Here is a 14,101-nt window from a genome sequence, read left to right as displayed (position 1 = left end):
CAACAATGAATCAAGAAGTTCAAGATTTTATCCGTGAAACTGTGACTGAGCACCCTGTGGTGTTATTCATGAAGGGAACCGCCCAGATGCCTCAGTGTGGTTTTTCTGCGCGTGTGGTGCAAATTTTACGTGCCGTGGGTTTATCCCAGGTCGTGACCATCAACGTGCTTGATGACGAGGAGGTACGTGAGGGTATTAAACAATACGCAAACTGGCCAACCATCCCCCAGCTTTATATTAAAGGCGAATTTGTAGGCGGTTCGGATATTGTTTCTGAAATGTTTGAAAGCGGGGAACTTGAAACCATGCTGCGTGATGCAGGGGTTTTGAATGCCTAATCCGAAAAAACGGATTATTGTGGCAGTAACGGGCGCTACGGGCGCCCTTTATGCCATTCGGGCTTTGCATCTTTTAAAAACTCAGAGCGAAGTAGAAAGTCATTTAATTATTTCTCCGGCTGGGATTTTGAATATGCAGCATGAACTGGGTTTAAGCCGCCAAGATGTGTTGGATTTGGCAGATGTGGTGCATAACTTCAAGGACGTTGGTGCTAGTGTAGCCAGTGGTAGTTTTAAAACCCATGGTATGCTGATTGTGCCTTGCTCTATGCGCACCCTAGCTGCTGTCGCACATGGTTTTGCTGATAATTTAATTACACGTGCTGCAGATGTGGTACTAAAAGAGCGCCGTCGTCTTGTGCTAGCCGTAAGAGAAACCCCTTTTAACTTAGCCCATTTGCGTAATATGACCACCGTCACTGAAATGGGTGCAGTGGTATTTCCGCCTTTGCCTGCTTTTTATTTTCAGCCTAAAACCATGACAGAACTAGTAGATCATTCGGTGATCCGTATGCTAGAGCATGTAGGTGTGGAAATCGACGGCCCAAGCTGGCAAGGCTTATCATCCTAATAGATTCTGTGGGCGAACCACATTAACGAAGGAGTTCTTCATGAGTTTTGTGCAGGTAACAACAACCGATGGCAAAAAAATGCAAGCCTTTGAGGTGTTATCAACCAACAAAAATGCACCTGGCTTAGTGTTAATCCAAGAAATTTTTGGAGTGAATGCCTCCATGCGTCAGTTGGCTCAAGACTGGGCCGAACGTGGTTTTAATGTTTGGTGTCCTGATCTATTTTTCCGCTCTGAGCCTGGCTTGGAGTTGGACCCTACGAACCAAGCGCAGCTCAATTTAGGCTTGGAACTAATGCAAGAAATGGATAATGAGCAGACGCTAAAGGATTTAGAAAGCACCCGGGCACAGCTAGCGCAAAAGCTTGGTCATGACAAGATTGTGGCGGTGGGTTATTGCATGGGGGGGCGTTTAGTGGTGGAGTTTGCTAAACAGAGCCCGATTAAAGCGGGTGTGAGCTATTACGGCGTGAACTTAGATAAGGTATTGCCCCCACTGGGCGACGCAGCCCCCATGATTTTACATATTGCTGAGTTAGACAAGTGGGTAGAGGGCGAGGCTCGCACTATTATTGAAGCCGAGGTCGCAAAACGCGAGGGCTGGGAGTCTTATGTGTATGCAGGTTGTGATCACGCATTTGCTCGACCTAAAGGCATGCATTTTGATGCTGACGCGGACCGTTTAGCCATTCAGCGCTCTATGGCGTTTTTACAACGTTACGTGTAAATATCGTTCTTTTAAAAGGATAAAAAAGCGCCTGTGTTTGGCGCTTTTTTTAATAGAGTAGGTGATAGCGTGCGCTGAGTTCTTTGATGCTCTGTACGCGCAAATCCACATAAGCACTACGCCCGGCATAACGTGATGAAAAAGGCGTGGCGGGATGAGCAAAATGCACGGTTTTCATGCCTAACGCATAAGCCGCTTTGAGATTGCGTAAGGTATCATCCACAAAAATTGTATGCTCTGGGGCGTGCTGTAGCTCTGTTACGACTTGCTGCATCAGGGCGCGGGATGGCTTAGGCCGAAAACGTTGTTGGCGCTGCATGTCTTCGATGCTAAACACCCGCTCAAATTGATGAGTGATACCGAGAGCCTGTAGCACTCTAAAGGCGTAGTTAGCCGGGGCGTTCGTTAGAATGACCTTGCGTCCAGAGAGCTGTGTTAAGTGCTGGGCTAAGTACGGCTCGCTTTGTAGATGCTCGCTAATCGCAAAGTCATGGCTACGCCGTAAAAAGTCCTCGGCACAGACACCATGATGCTTAACGAGACCAATGAGTGTGGCTCCATATTGTTGCCAGTAGCGTTGGCGTAAGTAGTCGGCCGTGTTGGCATCTACTTGTAAAAGCTGCTCAATGCTTTCTTGCATAAGACGGTCGATAAGCGGGAAAATCGCTGCAGAAGCATTATGGAGGGTGTTATCTAAATCAAACAGCCAGAGAGGCTCTGGCTGCGGTTGATTAACAGTACGCATGCGATTAGTGTGATCGAATCATAGTGCCTACGCCTTTGTCGGTAAGAATTTCTAGTAGCAGGCTATGTTCAACACGACCATCAATGACATGGACCGAGTTTACGCCATGGCGCGCTGCCTCAAGCGCAGAGGAAATTTTAGGGAGCATACCACCTGAAATCGTGCCATCTTTAAAGAGCTCATCAATGGTTTGGGCAGAAAGCTGACGTAATAAATTTCCGTCTTTATCGAGAACCCCAGGGGTATTGGTGAGCATAACCAGTTTTTCTGCGCCTAAGACTTCAGCCATTTTGCCAGCGACCACATCGGCGTTAATGTTGTAAGAACGCCCGTCCTCTCCAAAGCCTATGGAGGAAATCACAGGAATAAACTCATCGTCTTGTAAGGCTTTGACAACGGCTGGCTCAACACGTGTAATATCACCTACAAAGCCAATATCGAGCATTTTTTCTGGGTCATTGGCATCGGGAAGCATTTTCTTTTTGACCTGAATGAGTTGGCCATCTTTACCGGTTAGACCGACAGCTTTGCCGCCGGCTTCGTTAATCATCATCACAATATCTTGCTGAACTTGTCCGCCCAACACCCACTCTACGACTTCCATGGTTTCAGCATCGGTGACACGCATGCCTTGGATAAACGTACCTTCTTTGCCTATACGTCGCAGTGCATCGTTAATTTGAGGTCCGCCGCCATGGACCACCACGGGTTTTAAGCCAACGAGCTTTAGTAGTACGACATCGTGAGCAAAGCTGCGCTGCAGATGCTCTTCGGTCATGGCGTTGCCCCCATATTTAACAACGATGGTTTTACCGTGAAAACGGCGAATATAGGGAAGCGCTTCGGAGAGCACATCGGCTTTAACTGTAGAAGAATAGTTAGGTTGGTCGGCGTGTTGTGTCATGGCGTTTTCGTGATGAAAAGTAAACAAATAAGAAAAAGCCGGAGGCGGCCCCCGGCATCTTGTTAAGCAAACCCGCTGCTGATTAGCCGGCTAATGCTTTTTCTAGAGTTTGCTTAAAGGCGGCTTTGTCGTAGTTACCAAGATACCGTTTTACTACGCGTCCTTTTTTATCGATTAAAAAAGCCGTGGGTGTCATGCGAACATCACCAAATGCTTTGGCAATGGCACCATCATGGTCGCTGACTACGGTAAAAGGTAGCTGACGGGATTCGGTAAAGTTACGTACATATTCTAACGGATCGTGTTTCATTGCAACAGCGATCAGATCAAAACCTTGATCATGATATTGGTTGTAGTATTCGATGTTGTCTGGCATTTGGGCCACACATGTTGTGCAATCCGTTGACCAGAATTTTACCAAGGTCACACGTCCGTTGAGTTGATCAGAGTGATAGGTGTCGCCATTTAGCGACTGAAATTGGAATTCAGGGGCTTTGGTCGCGCCAGAAAATAGATCACCACATGCACTAAGAGCAAGAGCAAAAAAACTAACGAGTAATAAGCGAATTAATGACATCATTCAATGGTAAAAACTTCGGGTTCAGACGCATTTGCAGCGGGTGTCACCTGAGGGGAGGGCTGCTCTTTAGGGGCGGCTGGGGACGCGGACTGTTTTTGCGGGAGCAGGATTTTTTCGGCACTCACGTATTCAAAAAGTTTTACGACCTGCTGTACGCCAGCAACAGTTGCTACCGCACGGGCGGCTCGATCCCCTTCGGCATGCGTAACGCGGCCTTGTAAGTACACCACACCGCGTTCTGTAGTAACGGAAATAGTGCGACTTGGGACGTCTTGGGCATTAACCAGGGCTGTGGTGGCCTTGGTGGTAATCCAGCTGTCATTGGTACGTACGCTTAGTTCAGTAACAGGGCCAATACGTAAGCGATTAATGACTTGTTTAACACTATCAATTTGTTTAACGGTATTTTCGATTTTTTGGCTATCTGCTGCGCTAGGAACATCGCCCACAAGTAAAACTTGGCCACCGTATGAGGTGCTATTGACGCGGCCTGGGCGCTCGCCAAGGATCTCGCGGACCTCTGCGGCAATTTTGACCCCAATGGTTTTATCATCGACTTGCTCACCAGCGGTGCGTCTATCAGTGGCAACCATCGCTGTCGTGGCCGCAGCGCCCCCAACAACCAAAGGTGCGCAACCACTAAGTTGACTAGTTGCCAGAGTGGTAAATAAAGTAGCAATGAATAGCCGTTGAGTTTTTCCACTGAGGTTGAGAATCATAAAGGTTCTCCAAGCAATAAGGCATCAATGCCATCACATAAGGCATGTAGTAAAACAATGTGTACTTCTTGGATACGCATGGTGCGATCATCGGGTACACAAAGGTGAATGTCCGTGTCGGTAAGAAGCTGTCCAATTTGACCGCCATCCTTACCTGTTAACGCAATCACTACCATATCACGCTCGTGCGCCACACGAATGGCATTGATTACATTTTGTGAGTTGCCGCTGGTGCTGATAGCGACGAGGATATCGCCCGTTTGCCCTAGCGCTGAGATCTGACGTTCAAAAATTTGATCAAAACCATAATCATTGCCGACCGCTGTCAAAATAGAGGTATCTGTATTAAGCGCAATACCTGCTAAGGGTAATCGATCGCGTTCAAAGCGCCCGACTAGCTCAGCAATAAAGTGTTGTGCGTCGGCAGCAGAGCCCCCGTTGCCGCAGGCAAGAATTTTTCCATTGTTGGCAAGGGTTGCAAATAATAACTCGACGGCGGCGGCCAACGGCTCGGTCAGTGCCTCGGCACTGCGCTGCATGGCAAGCACGGAGTCATTAAAATGCGAGTTCATTAAAGCGGTTAAATCCATGGGCTAATTATGGCATGTAGTGATAAAGGAAGGAACGCTAGATATAGCTGGTCGCAATCGTTGCAATTAGTTAACTCTATCAGCGAGCACATTTTGATTTACCAATTATTGTAATGAATATATAGCGGCTAGGGGAAATTAGTAAAAAGCATTAGGAATCCATTGCAAGCCATCCTTATCTATTGCTATGACATCAAAACGACAAAAAGGTTGCACTCCCCCAAAAAAATAAGCACTTAAATGAGGTAGTAACTGCTCAGCAACGCGCTTTATGCGCTGCTGCTTGGTAGGGTGGATACTGTAGATTGCTCCCCCGTACTGCTGATTTTTTCTATAGCGTACTTCAATAAAAATTAGGCTATGATGGGAGCGCGCAATCAGATCAATTTCCCCAAAGCGCGAACGGATATTTCGTAGAAGAATGTCTAAACCGTGCTGCTGTAGATATTGAGCAGCTAACGTTTCGTAATGCTCGCCACGCTGTTGGGTTGGTGAAAGCCGATAGGATTTAGGCCGATTTTTGGGGCGACTTGGCTTTTTATTTAGTTGTTTTTTTTGAGCTTGGGTGGCAAGGGTTTCTGGGCTCATTTCATTAGGCATGATGAACACCATGGATCAGGTAGATACACATCAACATATTTGGACGCGACTGCAGGAGCGTATTGAGCAACAGTCTTGGCCTAACCATACTTTATATGTGGTGGCTACGCCTATAGGCAACTTGGGTGATTTAAGCCTACGTGCTTGGCAAGCATTACAGCGGTGTGATGTGATTGCAGCCGAGGACACGCGTTCTACGCGTCCACTGCTTGAGACATGGGGGGTGCAGACCCCTTTGATGGCGGCTCATAGGCATAATGAGGCACAGGCAGCGGCGCAGATTATTCAGCGTCTAGCTCAGGGGGAGCGCGTGGCTTTGGTGTCGGATGCGGGAGCACCGGCGGTGAGTGATCCTGGTGCGCGCATTGTGCGCGAGGTTCGTGCCGCGGGCTATACGGTGATTGCTATTCCAGGTGCTTCGGCAGTGATTACCGCACTGATGGCCAGTGGCGTAACTAGTGATGAAAACCCCGCTTTTGTCTTTGCGGGATTTATGCCTCATAAAAGCACGGCGCGTAAAAACTGGTTGCAGCAGTGGGGGACCGTGGATGCACCTATTGTTATGTTTGAGAGCCCACATCGGCTTAGAGCTGCACTTGCTGATATGGCCGCTTTATTCACGGATCGCCATATCACCATTGCACGAGAGCTCACAAAGCGTTTTGAGCAGGTGCATACCTGCGCTTTAAGCGAGGTGTTGACCTGGTTGGATAGTGATTCACACCATGAGCAGGGTGAGTTTGTATTGATTTTGCATGCGGCAGAGGCTCAGAGTGTGGTGGCCGGCATAGATCCGGCCACAGAGCGTTGGCTGCGAGCCTTATTACCACAGGTATCGACGCGTGATGCGGTAAAAATAGCGGTTAAGGCGACAGGCTTAGCGCGAGATGTGGTGTATGACTGGGTGCTTGCCCATAAATCCTAACGCACAGCTAAGGTAGGTTGTAAACCGGTTTCTGCTTGAATAAGTTGGGCTGCAGAAAGAGCGTCTTCACGGCTTGGATAGGGGCCCATTTGCACACGAAATAAATCATTAGCGGGCTCAATGTGGGCATCGCGAGTATCAAGACTGCCTATTTCGCTATTGATATGTTCTGCTAAACGTGTGGCGCTTTCTGCATTTTTAAAGGCACCAAATTGCAAATAGATATGTGGGATTACATCACCCGCAATTGGGCTAAGCGTATTGGGAGGGGGTGGGGTTTGTCGGCTATCTACCGTAGTGAGGCGGCGAGGCTCAGCTTCTTTGATAAAGGTCTCCAGCTCATCTGGTTGCTCAGCATCGGCTAAGTACGTACCGGTACGGATATCATCGTGTGTGATGGCTTCTACAATCACTGTGCCGCTACCAGGACCAATCAACCCTAGCTTAGCGGCAGCCACATAGGATAAATCAATAATGCGATTACTATGAAAAGGGCCGCGGTCATTAATGCGTACGATAATAGACTGACCTGTTTTTGGGCGGGTAACTCTAGCATAACTAGGCAAAGGTAATGTAGGGTGTGCCGCCGTCATGGCATACATATCATAGATTTCACCATTGGCGGTTTTTCGACCGTGAAATTTTTTGCCGTACCAGGAAGCCGTACCTGTTTGGCGAAAAGGTTGATTTTCCGACAAGGGTGTATAGCTTTGCCCTAAGACTGTGTAGGGACGCATGTTTGCAGGTGCATGTGGTTCAATACGAGGGGTGGCATTAGGAATTGTATGCAAATTTTTAGGAAGATTCGTGCCAGGACCATCGTCTTGATAGTAGCCTCCGCCGCCAGAGCTTGAGGTAGGGCGGTTAGCGCACCCTGCGATAAGACCAATCACACTTAGACTAATCAGAGCTAAAGCAAAAAAACGCCGAATCATAAGGGGAGATCTGCTGGGGGCTGATTACGATGACGAATAAGTAAGGGCGAATGGTGGGCAAAACGCAGGGCAAGTTGCTCTGTGACATAAACAGAGCGGTGCTGCCCGCCTGTGCAACCAATACCCACGGTTAGGTAGTTGCGCGTATCTTGCATATATAAAGGGAGCCAACGCTCCACAAAACCGGCAATGTCATTAATCATGTTTTCTACCGTACCAAACTGAGACAGCCACTTGGCAACGGGTTCGTCTTTGCCTGTGAGTGGGCGTAGTGCTGGGTCGTAATGGGGGTTAGGCAAGCAGCGGACATCAAAGATTAGGTCCGCATCGCCTGGCACGCCACGCTTATACGCAAAAGACATAAAGGTGAGCACGACAGGAGCGCGTTCTGCTTGTACTAAATCGCGTACCCAGGAGCGGAGCTGCCCTGGCGTCAAGTCCGTTGTGTCAATGACATGTTCGGTTTCACGTAGCGGAGCAAGCAGATGCCGCTCCATATTGATGCAGGTTTGTAAAGAGGGAGACTGCCCTTCTTGGCGCAAACGATCAGTAAGAGGGTGACGGCGACGGGATTCGGAATAGCGTTGAATGAGGGTATGGTCACTTGCATCTAAGAAAATAACGCGAATAGGTAGCCCTGCTTCGCGTAAATGGGCAATAGTGCCAGGAAGCTGATGCAGATCACCGGGTGCACGTACATCGATGGCTACGGCTACGCGTTCGATGCCTGTGTCTTGTGCGCGATAAAGAAATTCTTCAAGAAAGGGAACGGGCAGGTTGTCTACACAGGTATAACCCGTGTCTTCGAGCAGACGTAGGGCAACCGATTTGCCTGAGCCAGAAATACCTGTGATTAAGACGACATTAAGCATGGATATCAATAAGTATTAAGGGTCGGAAGAAGATGGGGTATTCTCCATGATAGCAAGAGCTTGGCGTTGCATGAATTCTTTCATGGTGTCAATGCCACGTAAGTGTAATATTGTATTACGTACAGCAGCTTCGACCAGTACGGCAAGGTTTCGTCCTGCGGCGACCTGTAGCATGACTTGTTTAATTTCTACGCCCAGTACATTTTGAGTCTGTTGCTGAATAGGTAAACGCTCAAAATTATCAGGCGTGGAGCGCAGTAAATGAACAATTAGCTTGAGGTTCATTTTACGCCGTACGGATGTTTCACCAAAAATCGTACGGATGTCTAATAGACCCAACCCTCGGACTTCGAGTAAGTTTTGGAGCAAAGGAGGGCATTGCCCTTCGATGAGGTTAGGCGCGGTGCGCGATAGCTCAACCGCATCGTCGGCGACTAAGCCATGCCCACGTGAGATGAGTTCTAAGGCCAATTCACTTTTTCCTAAACCCGATTCGCCAGTAATCAGCACCCCTAAACCCAGTACATCCAAAAACACACCATGCATTAATGTGGTGGGAGCGAGCCGTTTTGCTAAGTAAACGCGTAACACGTCTATTAATTCGGCTGCATCGTGTTGAGTATTAAGCAAAGGGATGTTGAGCTGCTGGCAGAGGTCAATCAGGTCAGCCGGTGCTTGGCTGGTGCCGGCTACGATCATGGCGGGCACACCACCCTCGACCAGCTCGGTTAAGTAGTACTGTCGGCGCGAGGCTTCAAACTTAAAGTAATAGTTGATTTCCTCCACCCCTAATACTTGAATACGGCGGGGGTGAATAAGATTCAGGTGCCCGATTAGGTCTGCAGAAGCAACACCGTAGTCAAGTTCAATATGCTTGGCCGCGTTCTCAGATGCCAGCCATTGGAAATTAAGCCGGGCTTGATTATCGGTGACTAGGTCATGAATGCTCAGCATGGAAGTTGCCTTCGGCAGAGGTGGTAAGAAGCTGATGGATGACCGCCGGATCATTTTCCGTTTCTAGCTGATAGCGTAGGTCGTTATCGGACATGAGGCGCGCAATTTCAGCCAGGAGGTCTAAGTGGATTTGTGTCGCATGCTCTGGCACTAATAAAAAGAAAAGCAAACGGGCGCTACGACCATCGCTGGCATCAAACCGGATGGGCTCAGCTAGGCGCATAAAAGCACCAATAGGATCCTTGAGGTCTTTGATACGACCATGTGGCACGGCTACTTCGTGGCCAAGTGCAGTAGATCCAAGGCGTTCACGGGCAATAAGACTTTGAAAAATTGCCGTACGCGCAATACCGTGATGGTTTTCAAATAGCAGGCCAGCTTGCTCAAAAGCCCGTTTTTTACTGGTGACTGCAATATCCAAGACGATATTAGAAGGGGGTAAGATACGTGACAGTAAGTTCATGGCTGCCATTATAGGGCGGTTAGATAAAAGCAATATACTGACATTTAATACGAAGTCAGAGAAATAATAAAGCCCCGTGCTATGGAGCAGCGGGGCTATTGATAGTATCAGTGTATCACTTGAGTGAAAAGAGTAAGTGCTAACCCGTTAGGCCAGAGAGGCTTCCATGCGCTTATGTGGTTGGTGGGCATGGTTTGTGGTTTTAGCTTTGTGTTTGATGACCTGACGCTCGACTTTGTCGGCGAGAACGTCAATGGCAGCATACAAGGTGTCTTCGGAGTTAGAGCAGTGAATATCTTTGCCGGCAACCCGCAGTGTGATTTCTGCAGTATGTTTAAGGCGTTCGATAGATAGTATGACCTGAGCTTCGATGACCGAGTCAAAATGTTTATCCAATCGTCCGATTTTATTGTGAACGTAGTCGTGGATAGCGGGGGTGACTTCGAGGTTGCGACCAGTAATATGCAGGTTCATAGTATCTCCTGTGTGTAAACAAAACAACGCATACAAGCAATGAAAAGCGTGGTGATGGGCCTCCTTTTTGTTAACGACACAGTTTCAGTATACCGAAAAGCCAAAAGAAATCTATGCGTAATATCAACACCTGTTTTTATTTTATAGGTGTATTACATTTTAAAGTTTTTACCAAGATAGACTTGGCGTACCGCCTCGTTGTGAATAATTTCATTAGGATGTCCACTGGTTAGTACAGAACCATCGCTAATGATATAGGCGCGATCGCAGATCCCAAGGGTTTCTCGTACGTTATGATCGGTAATGAGTACGCCGATTTGGCGTGATTTTAAAAACTGCACAATACGCTGGATTTCAATGACTGCGATGGGGTCCACACCAGCAAAAGGCTCATCTAACAGGATAAAGCGTGGGTTGGTGGCTAAAGCTCGTGCAATTTCGACCCGTCTTCGCTCTCCACCGGATAAGGACACGGCCGTATTATGGCGAATATGTTGGATTTGTAGCTCTTCGATAAGGTGATCGAGCTGTTCCTGGACGGCCACTTTGCTTAGACGCTTGCCCTGAGCATCGCGCTGCAGTTCCAGTACTGCGCGGATATTGTTCTCTACGTTCAGCCGCCTGAATACCGAGGCGTCTTGGGGCAGGTAAGACAAACCCATTTGGGCACGCTGGTGCATTGGCATCGCTGTGATGTCATGACCGTCAATTTCAATGCGTCCCGAATCGACCGGTACAATACCAACAATCATGTAAAAGCTTGTGGTTTTACCCGCACCATTTGGTCCGAGTAATCCTACGACCTCGCCACTTTCAACAAGTAGGCTGACATCTTTAACAACGGTGCGTTTACCATAGGTTTTACGTAAGCCTACTGCACGTAAGCTACCAGGGGATAGAGAGTTCGGCATAAGGGCTATTGGGCTTTTTGTTTACATTCAGCGATGGCACGGTCAATTTGAGCGCGTGGTCGTGCCACGGAACGTACGCGCTGATTGGCCGAGGAGTGGCCACCGATTGCTTGATAGGTATCTGTTTTTTTATTGTAAATAATGCGCTCGCCCTGAATACTATCAATGACTTTGCCACAAATTGAGCGTGTTAATACGGCTTGACCGATAAGAGTGAGTTGCTCTGAGGCACTGTGGTATTCGGCACGGGTGCTTTGACCTTTGATGATCTCGTACTTTTCAGGGGTTTCTTGGCGTACTAATACACGTGGGCTCTGTTGTACAGTAGCGATCGCGTGTTGCGAGCCATCGGCTTGCTCATTAACCGTCACGCGATCAGCATGCAAGTTTAGATTGCCACGCGTAAGAATCACGTTGCCATTAAAGATACTTTGGCGTTTGATATCATCATAGTCTAGCGTGTCTGAAAGAATCACGGTATCCGGCTCGGCGGGTTGGGCGAGCACCGATACAGGAAAAACACTAAGCAAAATAGATAAAAGCAAAAAAAGAATTTTCATGGGGCAGGCGGGGGTTGAGCAGGGGTCAAGGTGACCTGTGCATTGCGGTGGACTTGGAGTTGGCGAGAAGTATTGTCATATTCCACACCAATACCTTGCAAGATGTTCGGCCCATTGATAATAACAGCGGGACGATCGGTTGTGATTTTATCCTCATCGACGTAGATCGTTAATTGGTCGCTACGGATAGAGAAGCGATCACCTTTTGTATCAGGCTGACGATGCACATACGCATTGCCTATCATTTGAATACGTTGACCGGCCTCATCCATGATGGCGAGATCGGCAGTAGCCGTGGTTAGTGGGTTTTCTTTTTGTTTGACAAGAGCGGTTGCTGCATCAACATGATACGAGTCATCGTCAGGGTAGTGCTGCATAAAGCGGCCCTCTAAACGGTTGACGGCAATACCTTGTTCATCGGTGCGTAACATAACAAAATCGTTGGCCCAGCTATCCGGCTCATGGGTGTAGCGTCGCGGGGGGTCGAGTTCAACCGTGGAGTGCGTGTAGTGCGCCGCCCACCAAGTGCCCGCAACCAAGGCTGCCAATAAAAGTAAAGCCGTAAGGGCGGGCAAGCGTTCACGCATTATTGGGGGCTTCCGGTGATTAAGCTAACAGGTGGGGTAGGGGTAAAATAATGACCTAGGCGTGCTTGAGAGGCGAGGATTAAATCACAACACTTGCGTGCGGCCCCATAGCCGCCTTCGATGTCAGAGACCCAGTGGGCGAGTTGGCGAATATATTGTGGGGCATTGGGTACGGTAGCAGCAAAACCAACGCGTTTCATGGCGCTTAGATCAATAATATCATCCCCCATATAGCCAACCTGTTGCATGTCCAGCGCGTATTTTTGGGCGAGTTGTTGGAGCACTATAGATTTGTCTCGGATACCCTGATGGACTTCGTCGATGCCCAGCTCGCTAGCGCGTCGAGCCACAATTGGGCCGGATCGACCAGTAATTAAAGCAACCGTAATACCGCACTCTTGGAGTAGCCGTAAGCCGTAGCCATCTAAGGCATGAAAGGCCTTGATACACTCGCCCTCTTCGTTATAAAACAAGCGGCCATCTGTTAAAACACCGTCCACATCAAAAGCCATAAGACGGATGGCACGCAAGCGCTCACGCGTTTCGGGGCTCAGAGGCGCAAGAAGTAAGGATTCGACGGGGTGATAAGAGATATCAGCTTGGTTCATTAGATTACCTTTGCAGCAAGTAGATCATGCATATGTAGAGCTCCTAATAATAGCCCGTTTGTGTCCACAACTAAAAGCTGATTTAACCGAAGTTGATCCATATGGTTCGCGGCCTTGATGGCAAGCTCAGAGGCGGGAATGGTTTTGGGGTGAGGAGTCATCCCCTCTTCGACGGGGCGATAACGAATATCGCCGCAACGCATGATGAGTCGACGCAAGTCACCATCGGTAAAAATGCCAATCGGCTGAAGTTTGGGGTTAATTACGATAGTCATTCCCATGCCTTTGGCAGACATTTCCGCAAGCGCCTCGGGGATTAAGGTGCCTGCTTCAACAATGGGTAGGGCGTCACCTTGACGCATGATATCGCCTACGTAAGTGAGAAGCTGTCTTCCCAAAGCCCCCCCCGGGTGCGAGCGGGCAAAGTCTTCTTTGGTAAAGCCTTTGGCTTCTAAGCAGGCTACGGCCAGCGCATCGCCAAGTACCAAGGTCGCTGTGGTGCTTGAGGTCGGGGCCAAATTAAGCGGACAGGCCTCGTGTTGAACATGTACATCTAAATGAATATCGGCATTCTGGGCGAGCTCGGATTGATGATGCCCGGTGATGGCAATAAATGGGCAGCCTAAACGTTTTGTGGCAGAAAGAATGGTTAAGAGTTCAGCGGCTGCTCCAGAATAAGAAATGGCAATGATGACGTCTTGAGGGGTAATCATGCCTAAATCCCCGTGCAGTGCCTCGGCTGCGTGCATAAAAAAAGCAGGGGTACCTGTGGAGGCAAAGGTTGCGGCAATTTTACGAGCGATATGACCAGATTTACCTATTCCAGTGATCACTAAGCGCCCTTTGCAATTCAAAATCTGTTGTAGAGCCTGATAGAAGTTTTGTCCTAATTGTGCTTGTAAATCAGCTAGCGCGTTGATTTCTGCTTGAAAGGTACGCTGGGCAGATCGGAGGGCTTGCTCTTGGCTAAAAGGTGGGGGTGAGATACTGGTCATAAAGGTATAAGGCTGTCATTAAAGCTACATAGCTTAATTTTAC

Annotated in this window: 20 protein-coding genes; 4 read left to right on the top strand and 16 right to left on the bottom strand. The window is 48.5% G+C overall.

All coding sequences use genetic code 11. The annotated features are described in order from the left end of the window. Window positions 1-5 precede the first annotated feature (5 nt). Genes grxD through ABD980_RS07405 form a run of 3 tightly spaced genes read left to right on the top strand, consistent with a single transcriptional unit; the run spans window position 6 to window position 1,636 of the window. Window positions 6-338, top strand: a complete 333-nt coding sequence (gene grxD, locus ABD980_RS07415; protein WP_260650232.1) for a Grx4 family monothiol glutaredoxin — start codon at window positions 6-8, stop codon at window positions 336-338. Further along, window positions 331-909 carry a UbiX family flavin prenyltransferase gene (locus tag ABD980_RS07410; protein ID WP_300648927.1) on the top strand — a complete coding sequence of 193 codons (579 nt, stop codon included), beginning with the start codon at window positions 331-333 and terminating at the stop codon, window positions 907-909. Before grxD ends, ABD980_RS07410 begins: the two co-directional genes overlap by 8 nt. Before the next feature lie 40 nt (window positions 910-949). Next, on the top strand, window positions 950-1,636 hold the full coding sequence (locus ABD980_RS07405; protein ID WP_300648929.1) for a dienelactone hydrolase family protein: 687 nt from the start codon (window positions 950-952) through the stop codon (window positions 1,634-1,636). A 49-nt stretch (window positions 1,637-1,685) separates the two neighbouring features. On the opposite strand, the gene ABD980_RS07400 is transcribed toward ABD980_RS07405, so the two are convergent. The 6 genes from ABD980_RS07400 to ABD980_RS07375 form a co-directional block, all read right to left on the bottom strand. Further along, window positions 1,686-2,381: a pyrimidine 5'-nucleotidase gene (locus ABD980_RS07400; protein WP_260650229.1), complete on the bottom strand. Its 696-nt coding sequence runs from the start codon at window positions 2,379-2,381 to the stop codon at window positions 1,686-1,688. A gap of 4 nt (window positions 2,382-2,385) precedes the next feature. Continuing rightward, window positions 2,386-3,285, bottom strand: a complete 900-nt coding sequence (argB, locus tag ABD980_RS07395) for an acetylglutamate kinase (protein WP_260650228.1) — start codon at window positions 3,283-3,285, stop codon at window positions 2,386-2,388. Window positions 3,286-3,367: 82 nt separating this feature from the next. Continuing rightward, window positions 3,368-3,865 (bottom strand): peroxiredoxin family protein, encoded by a 498-nt coding sequence (locus tag ABD980_RS07390; RefSeq protein ID WP_300648932.1) that lies wholly within the window; start codon window positions 3,863-3,865, stop codon window positions 3,368-3,370. Next, window positions 3,862-4,584, bottom strand: coding sequence for a BON domain-containing protein (locus tag ABD980_RS07385; RefSeq protein ID WP_345370686.1), 723 nt, complete (start codon window positions 4,582-4,584; stop codon window positions 3,862-3,864). The genes ABD980_RS07390 and ABD980_RS07385 overlap by 4 nt, the downstream gene beginning before the upstream one ends. After that, a complete protein-coding gene (locus ABD980_RS07380; RefSeq protein ID WP_300648936.1) occupies window positions 4,581-5,174 on the bottom strand; it encodes a phosphoheptose isomerase in 594 nt (197 codons plus the stop codon). The genes ABD980_RS07385 and ABD980_RS07380 overlap by 4 nt, the downstream gene beginning before the upstream one ends. A 138-nt stretch (window positions 5,175-5,312) precedes the next feature. After that, window positions 5,313-5,774: a YraN family protein gene (locus ABD980_RS07375; RefSeq protein WP_345370683.1), complete on the bottom strand. Its 462-nt coding sequence runs from the start codon at window positions 5,772-5,774 to the stop codon at window positions 5,313-5,315. Between the two features lies 1 nt (window position 5,775). Between ABD980_RS07375 and rsmI the strand changes: the two genes are divergently transcribed. Continuing rightward, window positions 5,776-6,699: a 16S rRNA (cytidine(1402)-2'-O)-methyltransferase gene (gene rsmI, locus ABD980_RS07370; protein ID WP_345371145.1), complete on the top strand. Its 924-nt coding sequence runs from the start codon at window positions 5,776-5,778 to the stop codon at window positions 6,697-6,699. Here rsmI and ABD980_RS07365 read toward each other — a convergent pair. The 10 genes from ABD980_RS07365 to ABD980_RS07320 form a co-directional block, all read right to left on the bottom strand. Beyond that, entirely contained in the window at window positions 6,696-7,634 is a 939-nt protein-coding gene (locus tag ABD980_RS07365) for a septal ring lytic transglycosylase RlpA family protein (RefSeq protein ID WP_345370681.1), read from the bottom strand. The two genes, rsmI and ABD980_RS07365, sit on opposite strands and share 4 nt — an antisense overlap. Next, window positions 7,631-8,506, bottom strand: a complete 876-nt coding sequence (gene rapZ, locus ABD980_RS07360) for an RNase adapter RapZ (protein WP_260650221.1) — start codon at window positions 8,504-8,506, stop codon at window positions 7,631-7,633. Before rapZ ends, ABD980_RS07365 begins: the two co-directional genes overlap by 4 nt. A gap of 15 nt (window positions 8,507-8,521) precedes the next feature. Continuing rightward, on the bottom strand, window positions 8,522-9,460 hold the full coding sequence (gene hprK / locus ABD980_RS07355) for an HPr(Ser) kinase/phosphatase (protein WP_300646591.1): 939 nt from the start codon (window positions 9,458-9,460) through the stop codon (window positions 8,522-8,524). Next, a complete protein-coding gene (locus ABD980_RS07350; protein WP_260650219.1) occupies window positions 9,444-9,923 on the bottom strand; it encodes a PTS sugar transporter subunit IIA in 480 nt (159 codons plus the stop codon). Before ABD980_RS07350 ends, hprK begins: the two co-directional genes overlap by 17 nt. Window positions 9,924-10,070: 147 nt before the next feature. After that, window positions 10,071-10,397: a ribosome hibernation-promoting factor, HPF/YfiA family gene (hpf, locus tag ABD980_RS07345; RefSeq protein ID WP_260650218.1), complete on the bottom strand. Its 327-nt coding sequence runs from the start codon at window positions 10,395-10,397 to the stop codon at window positions 10,071-10,073. Window positions 10,398-10,549: 152 nt separating this feature from the next. After that, window positions 10,550-11,308, bottom strand: coding sequence for an LPS export ABC transporter ATP-binding protein (gene lptB, locus ABD980_RS07340; protein WP_260650217.1), 759 nt, complete (start codon window positions 11,306-11,308; stop codon window positions 10,550-10,552). A gap of 5 nt (window positions 11,309-11,313) precedes the next feature. After that, window positions 11,314-11,868, bottom strand: coding sequence for a lipopolysaccharide transport periplasmic protein LptA (gene lptA, locus ABD980_RS07335; RefSeq protein WP_345370677.1), 555 nt, complete (start codon window positions 11,866-11,868; stop codon window positions 11,314-11,316). Continuing rightward, the gene (gene lptC, locus ABD980_RS07330; protein WP_345370675.1) at window positions 11,865-12,455 is read right to left on the bottom strand and encodes an LPS export ABC transporter periplasmic protein LptC; all 591 of its coding nucleotides are present in this window, start codon (window positions 12,453-12,455) and stop codon (window positions 11,865-11,867) included. The genes lptA and lptC overlap by 4 nt, the downstream gene beginning before the upstream one ends. Continuing rightward, window positions 12,455-13,063, bottom strand: coding sequence for a KdsC family phosphatase (locus ABD980_RS07325; protein ID WP_345370673.1), 609 nt, complete (start codon window positions 13,061-13,063; stop codon window positions 12,455-12,457). The genes lptC and ABD980_RS07325 overlap by 1 nt, the downstream gene beginning before the upstream one ends. After that, the gene (locus tag ABD980_RS07320) at window positions 13,063-14,058 is read right to left on the bottom strand and encodes a KpsF/GutQ family sugar-phosphate isomerase (RefSeq protein WP_345370671.1); all 996 of its coding nucleotides are present in this window, start codon (window positions 14,056-14,058) and stop codon (window positions 13,063-13,065) included. The genes ABD980_RS07325 and ABD980_RS07320 overlap by 1 nt, the downstream gene beginning before the upstream one ends. Window positions 14,059-14,101: the final 43 nt, after the last annotated feature.

The sequence above is a fragment of the Paenalcaligenes hermetiae genome, from assembly GCF_039543645.1.
In the GTDB taxonomy this organism is placed as follows: domain Bacteria; phylum Pseudomonadota; class Gammaproteobacteria; order Burkholderiales; family Burkholderiaceae_B; genus Paenalcaligenes; species Paenalcaligenes hermetiae.
Note: the sequence above shows the minus strand (reverse complement) of the source record. Positions and strands in the feature narration are given on the sequence as shown.

Coding starts and splice junctions, on each gene's coding strand:
- grxD (WP_260650232.1), top strand. CDS start 6: ATGAATCAAGAAGTTCAAGATTTTATCCGTGAAACTGTGACTGAGCAC.
- ABD980_RS07410 (WP_300648927.1), top strand. CDS start 331: ATGCCTAATCCGAAAAAACGGATTATTGTGGCAGTAACGGGCGCTACG.
- ABD980_RS07405 (WP_300648929.1), top strand. CDS start 950: ATGAGTTTTGTGCAGGTAACAACAACCGATGGCAAAAAAATGCAAGCC.
- ABD980_RS07400 (WP_260650229.1), bottom strand. CDS start 2,381: ATGCGTACTGTTAATCAACCGCAGCCAGAGCCTCTCTGGCTGTTTGAT.
- argB (WP_260650228.1), bottom strand. CDS start 3,285: ATGACACAACACGCCGACCAACCTAACTATTCTTCTACAGTTAAAGCC.
- ABD980_RS07390 (WP_300648932.1), bottom strand. CDS start 3,865: ATGATGTCATTAATTCGCTTATTACTCGTTAGTTTTTTTGCTCTTGCT.
- ABD980_RS07385 (WP_345370686.1), bottom strand. CDS start 4,584: ATGATTCTCAACCTCAGTGGAAAAACTCAACGGCTATTCATTGCTACT.
- ABD980_RS07380 (WP_300648936.1), bottom strand. CDS start 5,174: ATGGATTTAACCGCTTTAATGAACTCGCATTTTAATGACTCCGTGCTT.
- ABD980_RS07375 (WP_345370683.1), bottom strand. CDS start 5,774: ATGCCTAATGAAATGAGCCCAGAAACCCTTGCCACCCAAGCTCAAAAA.
- rsmI (WP_345371145.1), top strand. CDS start 5,776: ATGAACACCATGGATCAGGTAGATACACATCAACATATTTGGACGCGA.
- ABD980_RS07365 (WP_345370681.1), bottom strand. CDS start 7,634: ATGATTCGGCGTTTTTTTGCTTTAGCTCTGATTAGTCTAAGTGTGATT.
- rapZ (WP_260650221.1), bottom strand. CDS start 8,506: ATGCTTAATGTCGTCTTAATCACAGGTATTTCTGGCTCAGGCAAATCG.
- hprK (WP_300646591.1), bottom strand. CDS start 9,460: ATGCTGAGCATTCATGACCTAGTCACCGATAATCAAGCCCGGCTTAAT.
- ABD980_RS07350 (WP_260650219.1), bottom strand. CDS start 9,923: ATGAACTTACTGTCACGTATCTTACCCCCTTCTAATATCGTCTTGGAT.
- hpf (WP_260650218.1), bottom strand. CDS start 10,397: ATGAACCTGCATATTACTGGTCGCAACCTCGAAGTCACCCCCGCTATC.
- lptB (WP_260650217.1), bottom strand. CDS start 11,308: ATGCCGAACTCTCTATCCCCTGGTAGCTTACGTGCAGTAGGCTTACGT.
- lptA (WP_345370677.1), bottom strand. CDS start 11,868: ATGAAAATTCTTTTTTTGCTTTTATCTATTTTGCTTAGTGTTTTTCCT.
- lptC (WP_345370675.1), bottom strand. CDS start 12,455: ATGCGTGAACGCTTGCCCGCCCTTACGGCTTTACTTTTATTGGCAGCC.
- ABD980_RS07325 (WP_345370673.1), bottom strand. CDS start 13,063: ATGAACCAAGCTGATATCTCTTATCACCCCGTCGAATCCTTACTTCTT.
- ABD980_RS07320 (WP_345370671.1), bottom strand. CDS start 14,058: ATGACCAGTATCTCACCCCCACCTTTTAGCCAAGAGCAAGCCCTCCGA.